Below are 15,429 nucleotides of genomic sequence, written 5' to 3'. Positions count from 1 at the left end.
GCCCCGCGCGCCGGGGGCCTCCTCGAGCGTCCCTACCAGTCGGCGCTGCCGGGAAGCTCGTCCCAGCGGCGCACGAAGTCGGCGTAGCGACCCTCGATGACGGCCGTGCGCGCCTGCCGCATGAGCTCCAGGAGGAAGTGCAGGTTGTGGAGGGACAGCAGGATGCCGCCGAGCATCTCTCTCTGCTTGACCAGGTGGTGCAGGTAGGAGCGCGTGAAGCCGCCCCGGCAGGCGGGGCAGCCGCAGCCCTCCTCGAGGACGGACCGGTCATGCGCAAAGCGGGCGTGCCTCAAGTTGAGCCTGCCTGCGGACGAGAAGGCGCAGCCCATGCGCGCCGTGCGGGTGGGCAGGACGCAGTCGAACATGTCGATGCCGCACGCCACGCCGTGGACCAAGGTCGTCGGGTTGCCCACCCCCATGAGGTAGCGCGGCTTGTGCCGGGGCATATGTTCGCTCGCGAGCGGCGCCAGCGTCTCGAACATGATGGCGTGGTCCTCGCCCACGGAGTAGCCCCCGATGCCGTAGCCGGGAAAGTCCCCGCAGGACTCAAGATGCTCAAGGCTGCGCAGGCGCAGGTCAAGGTGCATGCCTCCCTGAACGATGCCAAAGAGGGCCTGGTCCTCGCGGGTATGGGCCCTCGCGCAGCGCTCGGCCCACAGGCTTGACAGCTCCACCGCGCGCTCCACGAAGGCGCGCTCCGCAGGGTACGGCGTACACTGGTCAAGCTGCATGACGATGTCGGCACCCAGGCTCTGGGCGATGGCCATGTTGTCCTCGGGCGTCCAGTGGACGTAGGAGCCGTCGTAGTCCACCGTACGGAAGGTCACGCCGCCCTCGTCCAGCCTCACGAAGTCGCCGTGGCTAAAGACCTGGAAACCGCCCGAATCCGTGAGGATGGGACCGTCCCAGCGCATGAAGTCGTGCAGACCTCCCAGCTCGGCGACGAGGTCGGCGCCGGGGCGCTGGGAAAGATGATAGGCGTTGGCCAGGATGATCTTGGCGCCCAGCCCCTTGAGCTGTTCCGGGAGAAGGCCCTTGACCGTCGCCTTGGTGCCCACCGGCATGAAGATGGGCGTGGGGACGTCGCCATGAGGCGTGTGCAGGACGCCCGCCCGCGCGTGCGTCGCGGGGTCTTCGGCGATGAGGTCGTACGTGAACCACTTGCTGCTCACTGCCTGGTCCTCTCTATGGGGGTGATGGGTCGCGGGCCGGCCGCCGACGCGAGGGGGGTCGCGGGTCAGGCGAGCGCGGGCGAAGGCGGGCAGGCCCGGCCGAGCGTTGGTCAGTTGATTCTAGCAAGACGGCCCGTGGCCCCGCCGGGCGGCGACGCACATGTGCGATGCGGGCGGGGCCGCCCTGGGCGGCGCACGTGCGAGCGCGGGCGTTTTGTCGCGGCAAAAAAGCCCCCCGCATGGCGGGAGGCTTGGCCGTGCGCGTAAACCTGCAAGCCCTACTCGCCGAAGAGGGCCTCCTCGCCGTCCTTGATGGCCAGGATGGCGTTGAGGGCGTCCTGCTCGTCAGGACCGTCGCAGCAGATCTCAACCTTGGAGCCGGTGCCAAGGCCTGCGGCAAGAATCATCATGATCGACTTGGCGTTGACCGGAGCGGAGCCCTTCTCGACGTCCTTGATGGTGACGGCGCTCTGAAAGCCCTTGGCGGTCTGCACGAACTGCGAGGCGGGACGCGCGTGAAGGCCGGTGGCGCTGACGACGGTGACCTGCTTAGAAACCATGGGAGACTCCTTTGTGTGCCAGGGCCGCATGCCGGTGTCGACCCCGCTGGGACGGTAGATATATGAAGGTTACACCAAATGCCCGATCGGGTTGAAGGGTAAAATGGGGCCAATCGCCAAATAGCCCGCCGCCGAACGTCCTGCGTGGGTCAGCGGCGACAACGCCCGTGCGCCGTCAGGAGAGCTGCGGCGCAGTGCCGACAAGACCATGACCGTCCCCGCGCGAAGGGAGCACCTATGTCCATGCAACCCCAGGAGACCTCGTCTGACGAGCGGCCCGACGAGGGCGCCGGGCAAGACGCGTCCGCCTTGTCGCCCCTCAAGGGGGGACTTGACGCCGTCAAGCGCGTCTGGGAGGCGTCGAGGCAGCACGCCACGGCGCGTGGCCAGCTGCGCGAGCTGTCCCAGGCCCTCAAGGAGGACCGAGACGAGCTTGAGCGCAGGACGCGGATAGAGGACAACTACGACGCCATCGTGAGCGAGCAGGAGGCGGAGCTCAAAGACGCGCAGGGGGCGCTGCGCGACGCGGACGGGCGCGCCGAGAAGGCCGCGGGCGACGCGGGCGCCCTGCAGGAGAGCCTTAGCTCCCTGCGTGCCGAACATGAGGACAGCCTGCGTCCCTATCGCGAGCTCATGGACGCCACGAAGGGCCGATCGGACGACGCGGCGCGCTCGCTGGCGGACGCCAGGCGCGCCGTGAAGGGTGCCGACCAGCAGGTGGCCGAGGCGGCAAAGCGCCGCGAGCAGCGCATCGCCGCGGCCAACAAGGCCGTCGACAACGCGCAGGACCGCCTGAGGAAGGTCCAGGCGGAGCTCATGGCCCTCAAGAAGGATCCCTCCGCCTCGGCCTCGGCGCTCTCGAAGATGCAGAGCGAGGCCGTGGCGGAGCAGGCGCACCTCGACGCCGCCCGCAACGACGTCGCACGTGTCACCGTCGAGTGCCAGCAGCTCGTGGACAACGCCCAGACCCATCTCTGGACCCAGCGCCAGTCGCTGGAGGCCGTCGAGCGTCAGGCCGGCGACGCCAAGCGCGAGGCGACCAGCCGCCGCGAGGAGTACGAGTCGCTCTACAACGCCGCCAGGGACGAGGAGAGGCAACTTCAGGACCAGATCTCGCAGGTCGAGCATGACCGGCAGCTGGCCCAGGACGACGCGCGGGAGGCCCAGGGTCGCATTACGGCGGCGCGCGACATCCTCGACGAGGCGGGCGACGTCCATGACACGCCGGAGAAGACCGCCGCCCTCGAGCGCGCCATCGACGAGCGACAGGCGCAGCTCGTCTCGCTCGAGGCCGAGGTCGAGGGCCTCGCCCGCTTTGAGCGGAACCTGCGTGCCAGGACAAGGGGTCAGCGCCTCGCGTTCGTCGGGATCGCCCTCCTCGCGCTCGCGGCCGTCGTCGCCGTCGTCGTGATCGTCACGCAGGTCCTGCGCTGAGGGTCGAGCGCGCCGCGGGCCTCGCGGGCGCGCGAGGTGGGCGCGCCTACCTGATGAGCATCGCGTCGCCAAAGCTCAGGAAGCGATAGCGCTCGTCAACGGCGGCGTGATAGGCATCCATGATCTGCCTCGTCGAGGCAAAGGCGGACACGAGCATCATGAGGGTCGAGCGCGGCACGTGAAAGTTGGTGATGAGCGCGTCCACCACGTGGTAGGTGGACCCCGGCATCAGGTAGAGGTCGGTGGTGGCGTCGCGGCGGGCGACGAGGTCCCCCCTGCCCGTGACCCTCGCCGAGTCGGGCGCCCCCTCAAAGCGTCGTGCCGCCATCGGGGGGTCGGATGCGGGCGCTGCGAGGTCAAAGGCGCTCTCGAGCGACCTGACCGACGTCGTGCCCACGGCGATCACCCTATGGCCCGCCGCCTTGGTCGCGTGGACCGCGTCCACGACGTCCTGCCCAACGTGGTAGCGCTCGGTGTGCATGACGTGCGCCGTGGGGTCGTCCTCCTCGACGAGGCGAAAGGTGTCGATGCCCACCTCGAGCTCGACGGTCTTGAAGCCCACGCCCCGCGCCGCGATGCGCTCGAGGAGCTCGGGAGTAAAGTGGAGTCCCGCCGTGGGTGCCGCCGCTGAGTGCTCCTCGCGCATGGCGTAGACCGTCTGGTATTTCTCGGGGTCGCCGTCGTACTGCGTGATGTAGGGCGGCAGGGGCACATGGCCCGCCTTGTGGATGGCCTCGTCGAGCGAGAGGCCCCGCGCGGGCTCAAAGCGCAGCAGGCGACCGCCGCGGTTGTCCTCGAGGTAGTCGACGACCTCACCCGTGAGCACGGGCTCCCAGCTCAGGGGGGCATGGGCCCCGCCTTCGCGGTACTCGATGACGCTCCCCTGCTTGAGGCGCCTGCCGGGCTTGACGAGGCACTCCCAGACGCGTCCCAGCGGATCTATGTCCTCGCGGCGCTTGAGCAGGAGCGTCTCGGCGACCCCGCCCGTCTGGCGCTTGTGACCCATGAGCCGGGCCGGCAGCACCCGCGTCCTGTTGGCAACGAGGAGGTCCCCCGCCTCGAGGTAGTCAATTACGTCCGTGAACAGGCGATGCTCGACGCTGTCGTCCGCCCTGTCAAGGACGAGCAGGCGGCAGGAGTCACGCGGCTCCGCAGGGGCCTGGGCGATGAGCTCGTCGGGAAGGTCATAGTCAAAGTCGTCGGTGCGCATGGTTCGAGCATCTCCTTGGAGCGGGTGGCAGTACGGATGGATGGGGCCTGCGCCGCGGGGGGGCATGCCGCGGTGGGGCGCGTGGCGCTACGTGCCCGTCACGAGGCGAGACGGACTCGCCTCCGTCAGGACGCGACCGGCGCGCGCGGCCGCCCCGGCGTCCGTGCGGCTTGAGCGGATGGTGGAGAGGACGTCGTCGTCGTGGTCGCGGGCCGCGTGGCGCGCGCGCGCGGCCTCGGCCGCCGAGAAGCGGCAGCCGCAGTAGCTCTGCCGGTACATGCCCAGCTCGCGCGCCCCCCTGACGGCGTCGGGATAGCGGTCGCGGACGTCGCGCCATACCGCGCGCAGGCCCTGGGCGCGCGCGAGGGTCACCAGCGCGTCCTCGCACGCGTCAAAGAGCTGGTAGGGCGAGACGGCCAGGGTCGTGCTCACATGAGAGAAGCCCCGTGCGCGAGCGATGCGGCAGGTCTCGGCCAGGCGCAGCGTGTAGCAGGCCCTACAGCGGCGCCCGCGGTCGAACGCGGCGGGCGCCACGAGGCGCTCCCAGCCGTCACGGTCGTCCGCGCCCACGATGACGTCCACGTGGGCGACGCGGGCGGCCCAGTCCCTCAGGACCCTCAGGCGCAGGTCATGCTCCGCGACGGGCTGGATGTTGGGATTGACCCAGCAGATGGTGGGCTCAAAGCCCTCCTCGCGCAGCAGGCGGACGGGCTCCAGCGAGCAGGGGCCGCAGCAGGCGTGGAGCAATAGCGGCGTGCGTCCCGACGCCGACCGTTCGTCCATGGTCCCTCCCCGCTGCCGTGCGCGGCGTCGTCCGGCGCCGCCCTTCCGCCCTGGAATTGTAGAGCATATGGGACGCCGATTCCCGCGCGCGGGGCGCTATCCCATGAGTTCGATGCCCCGCTCGGTGTCGCGCACGTGCGAGCAGCCCCTCTCGCGCCAGATGGCGCCCGCCATGATGAGGTCGCCCGCACAGCCCGCAAGGTGCACGGCACCGCAGCACCACGCCAGCAGAGGCAGGCTCGCCGCGACGCACAGGAGAAAAAAGGCGACGCTCGCGAGCAGGGCGGGCGCCACGAGCACCGCCATGAAGCGGCGGCGAGAAAGGAGCGTCCCCGCAGCGCAGGCATAGAGCATGCCCTCCTGGGCGCCAAGGCGAACCCGCGTGCCGGGCGGTCCCAGCAGCTTGAAGGCAGCCGCATGGACGAGCTCATGGAGGGGCAGCGCGACGAGGCTCAGCGTCAGCAGGAGCGCCGCCCAGACGGGCGGGGCCACGGCGTCGCGGACGCCCGACGTCACCAGCGCGAGGGCGACCGCCGCGCCGACGACGAGGGTGACCAGGACGAATCTGCCCATCCTGCGTCGCATCCCCTCGTCGCCCAGCACGTCTATCTCGCAAAGCGTCCTCATGGGCCAAGGGTAGCACGGCCACGCCCCGAGGCATGAGATCCGCGCGGGCGCATGCCGACCCGGTCGACCCGGACGGCGCGAGCGCGGCCGATGTGGGATAATCGCCTGCGTATGGTACTCCCCCAGCCTCGCAAAGGACCGTGCGCATGTCTGTCAGCCTTTCGAACCGCCCCTCCTTCCCCGCCCGCGCCGTCATCACGGGCGGCATGCCCTACGGCAACAAGAGCCTGCACTTTGGGCACATCGGGGGCGTGTTCGTGCCGGCGGACTTCTTCGCGCGCTTCCTTCGCGACCGCCTGGGAAGGAGGAACGTGCTCTTTGTCTCGGGCACCGACTGCTACGGCTCGCCCATCATGGAGGGCTATCGCAAGAAGGTGGAGGGCGAGGGCTTTGACGGCGTCATCCTCGACTACGTGGGCGCCAACCACGACGCCCAGCGCCGTGCCCTCGACGCCTATGGCATCAGCCTCGACCTGTTTGCCGGCTCTGGCATCGGGCCGGCCCGAGACATCCACGCGCGCCTGACCGCCGCCGTGCTCACGCGCCTGCACGAGCGAGGTCACCTGCGCCGCATGGGCACGCGACAGTTCTATGACGCCACGGCGGGCCAGTTCCTCAACGGCCGGCAGGTCACGGGCCGCTGCCCCGTGCGCGGCTGCAAGAGCGAGAAGGCCTACGCCGACGAGTGCGACCTGGGCCACCAGTTTGACCCCGAGGAGCTCATAGCTCCCGTCTCCCAGCTCACGGGCACCACGCCCGAGCTGCGACCGGTTGACAACTGGTACTTTGACCTGCCTTCCTTCAAGCGGGAGCTCGAGGGGCTCATGGACGAGTGGGACCTCGACCCTCAGGTGCGCCCCATCGTCACCACGACGGTCCGCGAGTCGCTCGTGGCCCCGGTCATGTACGTCCAGACGAAGTTCCGCGCGGCCTTTGACGCCGCGGCGACGGAGCTGCCCGCCCACGAGCTTCATGAGGCGGCCAAGGGGCAGCAGTCCTTCTCCATCGCGTTTGCCAGCTGGCAGGACCGCGACCGGGCGCGCGAGGTCCTCGAGGCGGCGGGCGTGCGCTTTCGCACCGGCAAGACCCTGCTGCCGTTCAGGATCACGGGCAACATCTCCTGGGGCGTGCCGGCTCCCGAGCTCGAGGGGACGAGCGGCCTCACGGTGTGGTGCTGGCCCGAGAGCCTCTGGGCGCCCATCAGCTTCACCCAGGCGGCGCTCGCCGGCGCCGAGCCGGGACGCTACGCCAGCGACGACTGGCGTGACTGGTGGTGCTCCGCCGACGCCAAGGTCTATCAGTTCATCGGCCAGGACAACATCTACTTCTACTGCGTGGCTCAGCCCGCGCTCTGGGAGGCCCTGGACTGGGGCCTCACGCAGGGCGTGCCCGTGGCCAACCACCACATCCTGTTCATGAACAAGAAGGCCTCGAGCTCCGGCGCCGTCAAGCCCCCGCTCGCCTCTGAGCTGCTTGACCACTATGACGCCGAGCAGCTGCGCTGCCACTGGCTCAGCCTGGGCCTCGACCAGAAGGCCGTGAGCTTCTCGCCCAAGCCCTATGACACGAGCGTGAGCCACAGGGACAAGAAGACCGGCAGGGACGTGCTCGTGAAGGACGACCCGCGCGTGGCCGACCCCGCCCTCAAGGAGAGCGCCTTTTTGGCCAACATCTTCAACCGCCTGGCGCGCTCCTGCCTCTACGGGGCCCAGAACGTCTGCGACGGGCACCTGCCCTCGCGCGACGCCGACGAGGACGTGCGCGACGCCTGCACAGAGGCCACGCTCGCCTTCGAGCGCTGCGCCCATGCCTTTGACGCGCACGGGGCGCTCGCCGTCGTCGAAGACTTCTGCCGCGGCGCCAACAAGCGCTGGTCCGACGAGTCCAAGGCGGCCCGAGGCGATGACGTCGCCTACGAGCACGCCCTCGCCAACGCCTTCGCGGCCCTGCGCACGACGACGCTGCTCATGCACCCCGCCACCCCCGAGGGGTGCGAGAGGATCTGCGAGCACCTCGCCTTTGACCCCGCGCTGTTCTTCTCGTGGGAGCATGCCTTCCAGACGCCGCTGGAGCTGGCGCGCGAGCTTGGCCAGGCGCCCCGGGAGCACGCCCTGGTGGAGCTGCCCCCGCGCACCGACTTCTTCACCAAGTAGGCCGCGATGAGCGAGAGGGCCGACATCGCGCGCGAGAGGACGCCCGCTGCGGCCGTCTGCCTTGACTCGCGGGCGCAGGGACGCTCGACGCGCGGTCGCGCCCGGCTCAGCTACGAGCTCATGGCCCACGACGCCCTCGCGTGCCTGGACGCGCTAGGCGTCCGTCGCGCCCACCTCGTGGGCTTCTCGGACGGCGCCATCGAGGCACTGCTGGTCGCGCGCGATCATCCCGACCGCGCCCTCTCGCTGCTCGCCATCGGGGCCAACCTCACGCCCGAGGGGGTCGTCGAGGAGGATGGGTGGGACCTCGCCGGCAGCGCGAGGGCGGCCCGCTCCTGGGCGGCATGGGCCCAGGGCCTGCCTGCGGACGGGGACGTCGACCCCACGCTGCTGTGCCCCACCGCCGGCGAGGCCCGCGACGGCGCCGACCTGCTTGAGCTGATGCTCGAGGAGCCGCACATCAAGGCGTCCTCGCTCGCGGCCGTGCGCTGCCCGGCAACGATCGTCGCGGGAGAGCACGACTGCGTCCGCCCCGAGGAGACTCAGGCCATCTATGAGGGCATCTGTTCGGGGGGCAACGAGCGCGTGCGCCTGGTGGTGGTGAGCGACTGCGCCCACAACGTCCCCAAGCAGGCCCCCCAGGTCGCGGCGGCGCTGGCGCTCGAGACCATCCGCACCGCCGCGCCTACTCCACGCTCTTGAGCGACTCCACCATGTCGATGCGGTCGAGCTTGTGGCGCATGATGAGCATCACGACGCCCGAGAAGGCGAGCGTGAGGACAAAGGCGAACGCAAAGCTCGGAAGGTGGATAGTGCGACCGAACATCACGTAGTCAACCTCGGCCGTGGTGATGACGAAGCGCTCCAGGAACACGCCGAGCGCCAGGCCCACGGCGTCGCCGATGAGCGTGAGCAGGATGATCTCACGGAAGACGTAGGCGTACACCTCGCGGCGCGTGAAGCCCAGGACCTTGAGGCTGGCGATCTCGCGCACGCGCTCGTCCACGTTGATGTTGGTGAGGTTGTACAGCACGATGAACGCCAACGACGCCGCGGACACGATGAGGACCACCACGACCATGTTGACGGCCGTGAGCATGTGGCGATACTGGTCGATGATCTCGTTTGAGAAGATCACGGTGGAGACGTCCCCCAAGTCATGCAGATGGCTCGAGATGCCGGCGCGGGCGGACGCGTCGGGGATGTTGCACCAGATCGTCGAGAACGTCGGCGCGACGTCGCTCACGCCCTTCCAGGCCTCACGGCCCACGTAGACGTAGTTGCGCACGTAGTTCTCCGCGATGCCCGTGACGGTGAGCGCATGGCCGTCCCCGACGGCGTTGCCGACGTCGTCCTGGTCATAGAGGACGATGCTGTCCCCCACCTTGACGTTATGAAGCGCGGCGAGCTTCTCGCTCACCACCACCGCGTCATCGTCGAAGGAAACCTGGGATCCCCTGACGCGGTCCCTGAGGCTCACGGCAGAGGGAAGCGCGGCGCTGTCCTGGGGGATTACCACGGTCGTGGCGGTGGTGGCGGTGGCGCTCGTGGAGGCGCCGGTGCCGGCGGCCTGCATGTTCTCCTGCTGCACCCGCACCTGGTCGCTGACGGACCCGGTGGAGCGCAGGTAGTCACTCACATCCGCCACCTCGAGCTCGGTGGCGTCGGTCGTGAGGCCCACGGTGGTGTCGTAATGGACGATCGAGCCAAACTGAAGGTCGATGATGTCCCAGATGGAGTCGCGCATCCCAAAGCCCACCAGCAGCAGGGCGGTGCAGCCCGATATGCCGATGACGGTCATGAGCAGGCGGCGCTTGTAGCGGAAGAGGTTGCGGAACGTGACCTTCCACGAGAAGGACAGGCGTCGCCACGCGGGGCCAACGTTCTCGAGCAGGATGCGCTTGCCCGCCTTGGGGGCACGCGGAAGCATCAGCGTCGCGGGCGCCTCGCGCAGGGTGGAGTACGCGGCCGCCCAGGTGGCGAGCAGCGTCACGCCCACGCCCAGCCCGCCGGCCATGAGGGCCACCGGCAGGCTCACGGGCAGGGGAAACGCCATGAGCGGCACCGCATAGATGATGGAGTAGGCGACGGTGACCACCCGGGGCAGCGCCTGCGACAGCACGAGAATGCCCACGACGGCGCCGAGGCCCGCCGCCGCGGCCGCATAGATGAGGTACTTGCTCGCGATGGCCGCCTTGCCATAGCCGAGCGCCTTGTACGTGCCGATCTGGACGCGGTCGTCCTCGACCATGCGCGTCATCGTGGTGAGGGCCACGAGGGCCGCTACCAAAAAGAAGATGAGGGGAAAGACGTCGGCGATGTGGTCCATGCGCTCGGTGTCCGCCTGATAGGTGGCCGCGCTCTCGCTCTGGGTGCGGTCGAGGACATGGACGTCGGGGGGCTCGATGTCATCGATCTTGCTCTGGGCGTCCTGAATCTGCCGCCAGGCCGTGGCGAACCGCTCGTCCGCCTCGGCCTTGCCGTCGTCGTAGCGGACCCTGCCGTCCTCCAGCTGGGCGCGGGCGGTCTCTTATACACATCTAGATGTGTATACGCGACAGCCCTCAAGTAGCGTCGAGCTGCGCCTGGCCGTCGGCAAGCTGCCGCTCGGCGTCCGCCCTCCTGCTTCGCAGCTCGGCCACGCCCGCGTCATACTCCCGCTGGCCCGCGTCGAGCTGCGCCTGGCCGTCGGCAATCTGCGCCTCCGCCTCGTCGAGCCTGCGTTTGGAGGAGGCAAGCTCGTCGTAGGCCTCGTCATGCTTGCGCCAGTACGTGGCGACCTCGTCGTCAAGCTCGGCCTGGGCCTTCTTCCGGAGGTCCTCCCGACGCCCGGACGCGAGGGCGTCCGTTCCCTGCTCGATGCGCTCCTTGACCGATCCCACCTTTGCGCGATAGGCGTCCGACCCGCTCTGGAGGTCCTGGGCGCCGGCGACCTTCAGATAGGCGACGGTATAGGCCGCGTCGCGCTTGAAGGCGCCGTCGGGCACGTAGAGGTAGTCGTCAATCTTGCCCGCGCCCAGGTTGGTGGAGCCAAAGTTGCTCGTGTAGACGTTGTCGGACGAGCTCACCGTTCCCACGACCTTGTAGGACCTCGTCTGGAGCAGGTCGTCAAGGGCGGAGCTGCCATAGAGGACCCTGACGGTGTCCCCCACCGACACGCCGCGGTTGACGTCGGCCGAGATCACGCACTCGTCCGCCGCCGTGGGCCAGCCTCCCTCCCGCAGGACGAGGCGGTTGACGCGCGAGGCGCTCACGGACGCGAACCTGTCCGTCTCGGCATCCTCCTCGCCAAGGGACGTGATCCTCACGGCCACCTGCTCGTCACCCATCTGGGCCATGGCGTCCACGCTGCGGGAGGCCATGACCTCCGTGACGCCCTCGATCTGGCCCAGACGGAGGACGTCGGCGTCGCCGAGGCCCAAGGTCGAGATGACGCGCAGGTCCCAGAGGCAGGTGGCGTCGTAGTAGCGGTCGGCGGCCAGACGCATGTCGGAGCCCGCCATCTGCAGGCCCGCAAAGAAGCCGCAGCCCAGCGCGACGATGCCCAGGATGGCGAGGAAGCGCCCCAGGCTGCCGCGGATGGAGCGCAGAAGCTCAAGCCAGAACGCCGAGGGGCGGCGTCCGCGAGCGGACGGCCTGTCACGGGGCGCGTCGGGCGGAAGGGAGGTGTTCGTGGGCGCGGGCATGGGCCTACCACTCGACGACGGCGGCGTCGGCGGGACGGTCGTTGAGCTCGACGGCCTGCGCGCGCCCCTCGCGGACATGAATCACGCGGTCGGCGATCTGCGTGAAGGCCATGTTGTGCGTCACGATGACCACGGTGCGTCCCGTGCTTCTGCAGGTGTCCTGGAGAAGCCCCAGTATTTGCTTGCCCGTCCGGTAGTCCAGGGCGCCCGTGGGCTCGTCACAAAGGAGCAGCTTGGGGTTCTTGGCCAAGGCGCGTGCGATGGCCACGCGCTGCTGCTCGCCACCGGATAGCTGGGCGGGAAAGTTGTCCATGCGCTTTTCGAGCCCCACCTGCGCGAGCACGTCGGCGGCCGGCAGGGGGTCACGACATATCTGCCCCGCCAGCTCCACGTTCTCGAGCGCCGTGAGGTTCTGGACGAGGTTGTAGAACTGGAACACGAAGCCGATGTCGTGACGGCGGTACTGGGTGAGCTCGCGCTCCCCCATCGCGCTGACGAGCGCACCGTCGAGCGCGATGGTGCCCGAGCTGCAGGAGTCCATGCCCCCGAGCATGTTGAGCACCGTGGTCTTGCCGGCGCCCGAGGGGCCGACGATGACGACGAGCTCGCCCCGCTCGATGGCGAAGTCCATGCCATCGACGGCCCTGACCTCGACGTCGCCCATCTGATACGTCTTGCGCACGTCCTTGAACTCAACGAACGCCACGGGTCACCTCCTGCCAGCGTCGCCTGCGCCCGCCTCTCGCGCGGCGGCCGAAGCCAATTCTAGCGTTCCGGCACGTGGGGAGCGACCATGGCAGCAGGCCTGTCGCCCAGGCGCGAGCGGACGCGCCGGCGACGGCGGCGCCCGTCAGCCACGATGCCGCTCCCCTCGTCCCTCGTCATGACGCCGCTTGGCCCTGCGGGCGTCACGCCGTAGGGAGTGCCCCCCGTACAGCAGGGCGACGCCACCCAGGACGACGGCGATGGCAAGGAGCGTGAGAGGCAGCTGCGTGCCTCCTCCACCTGGGACCAGGGCGATGCCCAGGGCCGACAGGAGAAGCCCGAGCAGGGTCAGCAGCCATGAGCCGCGGGCGTTGGCCGCGACGTCACGATAGTCCCTCTCCTCGCCGACGAGCTGCCGCGTGCGTACCTGACGCGCCATGCCTCACCTCTCTTCACGTCCGTCCCGTCCATGACGACTTCCGTCTATTATGCCCAAGCGCGACCGCGGGGATGGCGCTCGGCGCCCGCGCGCCTCCAGACGTCACAAAGCCGTCAGCGCGGGCCACGCCGCGAACTCTTGACGACAAGGGCGCGACGGCGGCGGGCGGGACCTATTCCCGGGCGTCCACGCGCTCCAGCAGGGCGATGTCCTCAAGGGGGATGCTCGCCCCGTCAAGCTCGAGGACCCGATCGGCTCGGCGCAGCCTGGCGACGACGCCCCGTGTCAGCACGTAGCTGCCGTCCCGATAGTGGCGGACGAGGACCTCCTCGCCGGCGCGCAGGGACGCCAGCAGCGCCGAGAGCTCCTCGCGGCGCTCGAGGCCAAGCTCGACGCGCGGCACGCGGACCAGCCGACGCTCGCGCTCGCGCAGGGCCGCGCGATAGCCCCTGAGAGGCTCGAAGGGCATGAAGATCTTTGCCCGCCGCGAGAGAGGCATGCGCGGATGGCGCAGATGCAGCTCGTCGTCGCCGTCGAGGGTCGACGACGGGTCGCCCGGCGGCGTCGGCCGCGCAGGACGTCCGGACGTGGCAGCCCCAGGACGTCCCACAGCCGCCCCCTCAGCCCTCCTCGACGCCACTGCGATGACCCCCAATCTGGGCGTTGCGCTCCCGCGCCGTGGCACCCGGCAGCAGGTCTATACCTTTGATCAGGGCGTTCTTGCCAAACTTGCCCTTGATTGCGCTGATGGCCTCCTGGCGACGACGTTCGCGCGCGTCATCTGCTCCCCCATCGTCAAGAAGGCTCATCTGGGTGCCCGGGGCCCGCTCGGAACCGACCCCGCCCAAGCAGACGCTCAACCGGTGCACCGGGAGGTCCCGGGTGACGACGCGACCGTACAGCCCCTCGAGCGCGCGCCAGACTCGCGCGAGCGAGCTGGTGGGCTGCGACAGCGTGACGCCGCCGGCCTCCCTCAACTCACCTCGGCGCAGGTCGCCCGGGTGCGCCCCTGCTCGCCGCGCCACCCCGAGGGCGACATGCCCGTCGCGCGGGGTGGGCTTGTAGCCCACCATGAGCGAGAGGGACGAGCACACGAGCCCGCGTTCCACCAGCTCCAGCGTCAGGGCGTCCGCCATCTCCTTGGCGATGACGAGGCCGCCCGCACGGTCCGTGTCATGCGCCAGGACCTGGCCGTTTGAGAGGCTCTCGCTCCGCGGCCGATAGGACTTGACGTCTGCGATGGTGACCGGCTCGACGCCCCAGGCGTGATCGATGAGTATCTCGGCGTCCACGCCGAACGTCCGGTAGAGCGGCTCGGGAGGGTGCGAGGCCAACTGTCCCATGGTGGTGACGCCCAGGGCGGCCAGCCGGCGCGCCGTGGCAGGGCCGACGCGCCAGAAGTCCGTGAGGGGCCGGTGGTCCCAGAGCGTCTGACGGTAGCTCTCCTGCGTGAGGATGCCAAGCGAGTCGGGGCTGTGCTTGGCCGTGATGTCAAGGGCCACCTTGGCGAGGTACAGGTTGGTGCCCACCCCGCAGGCGGCCGGGATGCCCGTGGAGCGCATCACGTCCTGACGAATGCGCTCGGCCAACTCGCGGGCCGTGCAGCCATATAGGCCCAGGTAGGGAGTCACGTCCAGGAAGGCCTCGTCAATGGAGTACACGTGGATGTCCTCGGGGCTCACGTACCGCAGATAGACGGCGTAGACATCGGCGGAGCGCTCTATGTAGAGGGCCATGCGCGGGCTCGCCATCAGATAGTCGATGGACGTGGGAATCTCAAACACCCGACAGCGGTTGCGCACGCCGAGCGCCTTCAGGGCGGGCGACGCGGCCAGGCAGATGGTCTTTTGGGTGCGGGTGGGGTCGGCCACCACCAGGCGGGCCGTCAGCGGGTCGAGCCCGCGCTCCACGCACTCCACGCTCGCGTAGAAGCTCTTGAGGTCAACGACCAGATACCAGCGTTGCCGAGGCGACGTGCGCCCCGCCCCCGCGGGGGTCGTGGCGAGCCCGTGCATGAGCGTCTGACCCTAGCGCAGGTAGACGATCTGGTCCTTGAGCCGCTCGACGGCCTTGGGGCCCAGGTAGCGACCCACAAGCGCCAGGCCCAGCTCCACGCAGGTGCCCAGGCCCTTGCTGGTGATGAGGCTGCCGTCCATGACCACCGGGTCTTGGAGCACCTGGGCGCCGTGCTCGGCGAGGACGTGCTGAAAGCCAGGGTTGCTCGTGGCGCGCCTTCCTGCGAGGAGGCCCAGCTCGGCCAGGATGAAGGGCGCCGCGCAGACGGCCGCGACGTCCGTGCCCGCCGCGACGGCCGTCCGAAGGGCCGCGGTCAGAGGCTCGCAGGCGCGCAGGTTGGTCGAACCGGGCATGCCGCCGGGCAGGAAGAGCAGGCCGTAGTCATCAAACGAGAAGTCCTCGTCCCGCAGGCTGCAGTCGCAGACGATGGTCACCTCGTGGCTCGATTGGACGGCCAGGTTGCTCGTCACGGACACCTTGTCGACCTTGATGCCCGCGCGATAGAGGAGGTCGCATACCACCAGGGCCTCGCACTCCTCCAGGCCGTCGGCAAAGAACGCGGCCACGCGCAGGTCGCTTGTCTTCTTGAACATGACTTCCTCCCTCGTCCCGGGCCATCTCATCCGTAGCATAGCGCAAGATGC

General features: G+C 69.4%; 15 protein-coding genes. 3 read left to right on the top strand and 12 right to left on the bottom strand.

Annotation, left to right across the window (positions count from 1 at the left end):
* Positions 1-32: 32 nt before the first annotated feature.
* Together tgt and BN3001_RS02045 are read right to left on the bottom strand one after the other, a co-directional pair.
* Positions 33-1,172, bottom strand: coding sequence for a tRNA guanosine(34) transglycosylase Tgt (gene tgt, locus BN3001_RS02050; RefSeq protein WP_058270158.1), 1,140 nt, complete (start codon positions 1,170-1,172; stop codon positions 33-35).
* A 278-nt stretch (positions 1,173-1,450) separates the two neighbouring features.
* Positions 1,451-1,732 (bottom strand): HPr family phosphocarrier protein, encoded by a 282-nt coding sequence (locus BN3001_RS02045; protein WP_058270157.1) that lies wholly within the window; start codon positions 1,730-1,732, stop codon positions 1,451-1,453.
* A gap of 237 nt (positions 1,733-1,969) precedes the next feature.
* Here BN3001_RS02045 and BN3001_RS02040 point away from each other — a divergent pair, with 237 nt between their 5' ends.
* Complete coding sequence (locus tag BN3001_RS02040; RefSeq protein ID WP_058270156.1) at positions 1,970-3,166, top strand: coiled-coil domain-containing protein; 1,197 nt, start codon at positions 1,970-1,972, stop codon at positions 3,164-3,166.
* Positions 3,167-3,212: 46 nt separating this feature from the next.
* Here BN3001_RS02040 and queA read toward each other — a convergent pair whose 3' ends face one another.
* The 3 genes from queA to BN3001_RS02025 all read right to left on the bottom strand — a co-directional run bounded on the left by queA (position 3,213) and on the right by BN3001_RS02025 (position 5,786).
* Positions 3,213-4,376, bottom strand: a complete 1,164-nt coding sequence (queA, locus tag BN3001_RS02035) for a tRNA preQ1(34) S-adenosylmethionine ribosyltransferase-isomerase QueA (protein WP_058270155.1) — start codon at positions 4,374-4,376, stop codon at positions 3,213-3,215.
* Positions 4,377-4,463: 87 nt separating this feature from the next.
* Complete coding sequence (locus tag BN3001_RS02030) at positions 4,464-5,159, bottom strand: epoxyqueuosine reductase QueH (protein ID WP_058270154.1); 696 nt, start codon at positions 5,157-5,159, stop codon at positions 4,464-4,466.
* Positions 5,160-5,255: 96 nt separating this feature from the next.
* The gene (locus BN3001_RS02025; protein ID WP_082629915.1) at positions 5,256-5,786 is read right to left on the bottom strand and encodes a DUF3267 domain-containing protein; all 531 of its coding nucleotides are present in this window, start codon (positions 5,784-5,786) and stop codon (positions 5,256-5,258) included.
* A 146-nt stretch (positions 5,787-5,932) separates the two neighbouring features.
* Between BN3001_RS02025 and BN3001_RS02020 the strand changes: the two genes are divergently transcribed.
* Positions 5,933-7,939, top strand: a complete 2,007-nt coding sequence (locus tag BN3001_RS02020; RefSeq protein ID WP_058270152.1) for a class I tRNA ligase family protein — start codon at positions 5,933-5,935, stop codon at positions 7,937-7,939.
* A 6-nt stretch (positions 7,940-7,945) separates the two neighbouring features.
* The gene (locus BN3001_RS02015; protein ID WP_058270151.1) at positions 7,946-8,641 is read left to right on the top strand and encodes an alpha/beta fold hydrolase; all 696 of its coding nucleotides are present in this window, start codon (positions 7,946-7,948) and stop codon (positions 8,639-8,641) included.
* Here BN3001_RS02015 and BN3001_RS08535 read toward each other — a convergent pair.
* The 7 genes from BN3001_RS08535 to BN3001_RS01975 form a co-directional block, all read right to left on the bottom strand.
* Complete coding sequence (locus tag BN3001_RS08535; protein WP_058270150.1) at positions 8,625-10,268, bottom strand: ABC transporter permease; 1,644 nt, start codon at positions 10,266-10,268, stop codon at positions 8,625-8,627. The two genes, BN3001_RS02015 and BN3001_RS08535, sit on opposite strands and share 17 nt — an antisense overlap.
* A gap of 235 nt (positions 10,269-10,503) precedes the next feature.
* Positions 10,504-11,625: a coiled-coil domain-containing protein gene (locus tag BN3001_RS08530; protein WP_058270148.1), complete on the bottom strand. Its 1,122-nt coding sequence runs from the start codon at positions 11,623-11,625 to the stop codon at positions 10,504-10,506.
* Between the two features lie 4 nt (positions 11,626-11,629).
* On the bottom strand, positions 11,630-12,331 hold the full coding sequence (locus tag BN3001_RS01995) for an ABC transporter ATP-binding protein (RefSeq protein WP_058270147.1): 702 nt from the start codon (positions 12,329-12,331) through the stop codon (positions 11,630-11,632).
* Between the two features lie 144 nt (positions 12,332-12,475).
* Positions 12,476-12,769: a hypothetical protein gene (locus BN3001_RS01990; RefSeq protein WP_058270146.1), complete on the bottom strand. Its 294-nt coding sequence runs from the start codon at positions 12,767-12,769 to the stop codon at positions 12,476-12,478.
* Between the two features lie 172 nt (positions 12,770-12,941).
* Positions 12,942-13,379: a hypothetical protein gene (locus BN3001_RS01985; RefSeq protein ID WP_058270145.1), complete on the bottom strand. Its 438-nt coding sequence runs from the start codon at positions 13,377-13,379 to the stop codon at positions 12,942-12,944.
* A 10-nt stretch (positions 13,380-13,389) separates the two neighbouring features.
* Complete coding sequence (locus tag BN3001_RS01980; protein WP_058270144.1) at positions 13,390-14,784, bottom strand: Y-family DNA polymerase; 1,395 nt, start codon at positions 14,782-14,784, stop codon at positions 13,390-13,392.
* Positions 14,785-14,796: 12 nt separating this feature from the next.
* Complete coding sequence (locus BN3001_RS01975; protein ID WP_058270143.1) at positions 14,797-15,378, bottom strand: DJ-1 family glyoxalase III; 582 nt, start codon at positions 15,376-15,378, stop codon at positions 14,797-14,799.
* Positions 15,379-15,429 lie beyond the last annotated feature (51 nt).

Source organism: Olsenella massiliensis, assembly GCF_001457795.1.
In the GTDB taxonomy this organism is placed as follows: Bacteria; Actinomycetota; Coriobacteriia; order Coriobacteriales; family Atopobiaceae; genus Olsenella_F; species Olsenella_F massiliensis.
The sequence above is the reverse complement of the archived record's forward strand: the minus strand, read 5'-3'. Positions and strand labels throughout refer to the sequence as shown.

What these genes read in the sequence shown, in the direction of transcription:
- BN3001_RS02045 (WP_058270157.1), bottom strand. Translation starts at nt 1,732, where the DNA reads ATGGTTTCTAAGCAGGTCACCGTCGTCAGCGCCACCGGCCTTCACGCG.
- BN3001_RS02040 (WP_058270156.1), top strand. Translation starts at nt 1,970, where the DNA reads ATGTCCATGCAACCCCAGGAGACCTCGTCTGACGAGCGGCCCGACGAG.
- queA (WP_058270155.1), bottom strand. Translation starts at nt 4,376, where the DNA reads ATGCGCACCGACGACTTTGACTATGACCTTCCCGACGAGCTCATCGCC.
- BN3001_RS02030 (WP_058270154.1), bottom strand. Translation starts at nt 5,159, where the DNA reads ATGGACGAACGGTCGGCGTCGGGACGCACGCCGCTATTGCTCCACGCC.
- BN3001_RS02025 (WP_082629915.1), bottom strand. Translation starts at nt 5,786, where the DNA reads ATGAGGACGCTTTGCGAGATAGACGTGCTGGGCGACGAGGGGATGCGA.
- BN3001_RS02020 (WP_058270152.1), top strand. Translation starts at nt 5,933, where the DNA reads ATGTCTGTCAGCCTTTCGAACCGCCCCTCCTTCCCCGCCCGCGCCGTC.
- BN3001_RS02015 (WP_058270151.1), top strand. Translation starts at nt 7,946, where the DNA reads ATGAGCGAGAGGGCCGACATCGCGCGCGAGAGGACGCCCGCTGCGGCC.
- BN3001_RS08535 (WP_058270150.1), bottom strand. Translation starts at nt 10,268, where the DNA reads ATGGACCACATCGCCGACGTCTTTCCCCTCATCTTCTTTTTGGTAGCG.
- BN3001_RS08530 (WP_058270148.1), bottom strand. Translation starts at nt 11,625, where the DNA reads ATGCCCGCGCCCACGAACACCTCCCTTCCGCCCGACGCGCCCCGTGAC.
- BN3001_RS01990 (WP_058270146.1), bottom strand. Translation starts at nt 12,769, where the DNA reads ATGGCGCGTCAGGTACGCACGCGGCAGCTCGTCGGCGAGGAGAGGGAC.
- BN3001_RS01980 (WP_058270144.1), bottom strand. Translation starts at nt 14,784, where the DNA reads ATGCACGGGCTCGCCACGACCCCCGCGGGGGCGGGGCGCACGTCGCCT.
- BN3001_RS01975 (WP_058270143.1), bottom strand. Translation starts at nt 15,378, where the DNA reads ATGTTCAAGAAGACAAGCGACCTGCGCGTGGCCGCGTTCTTTGCCGAC.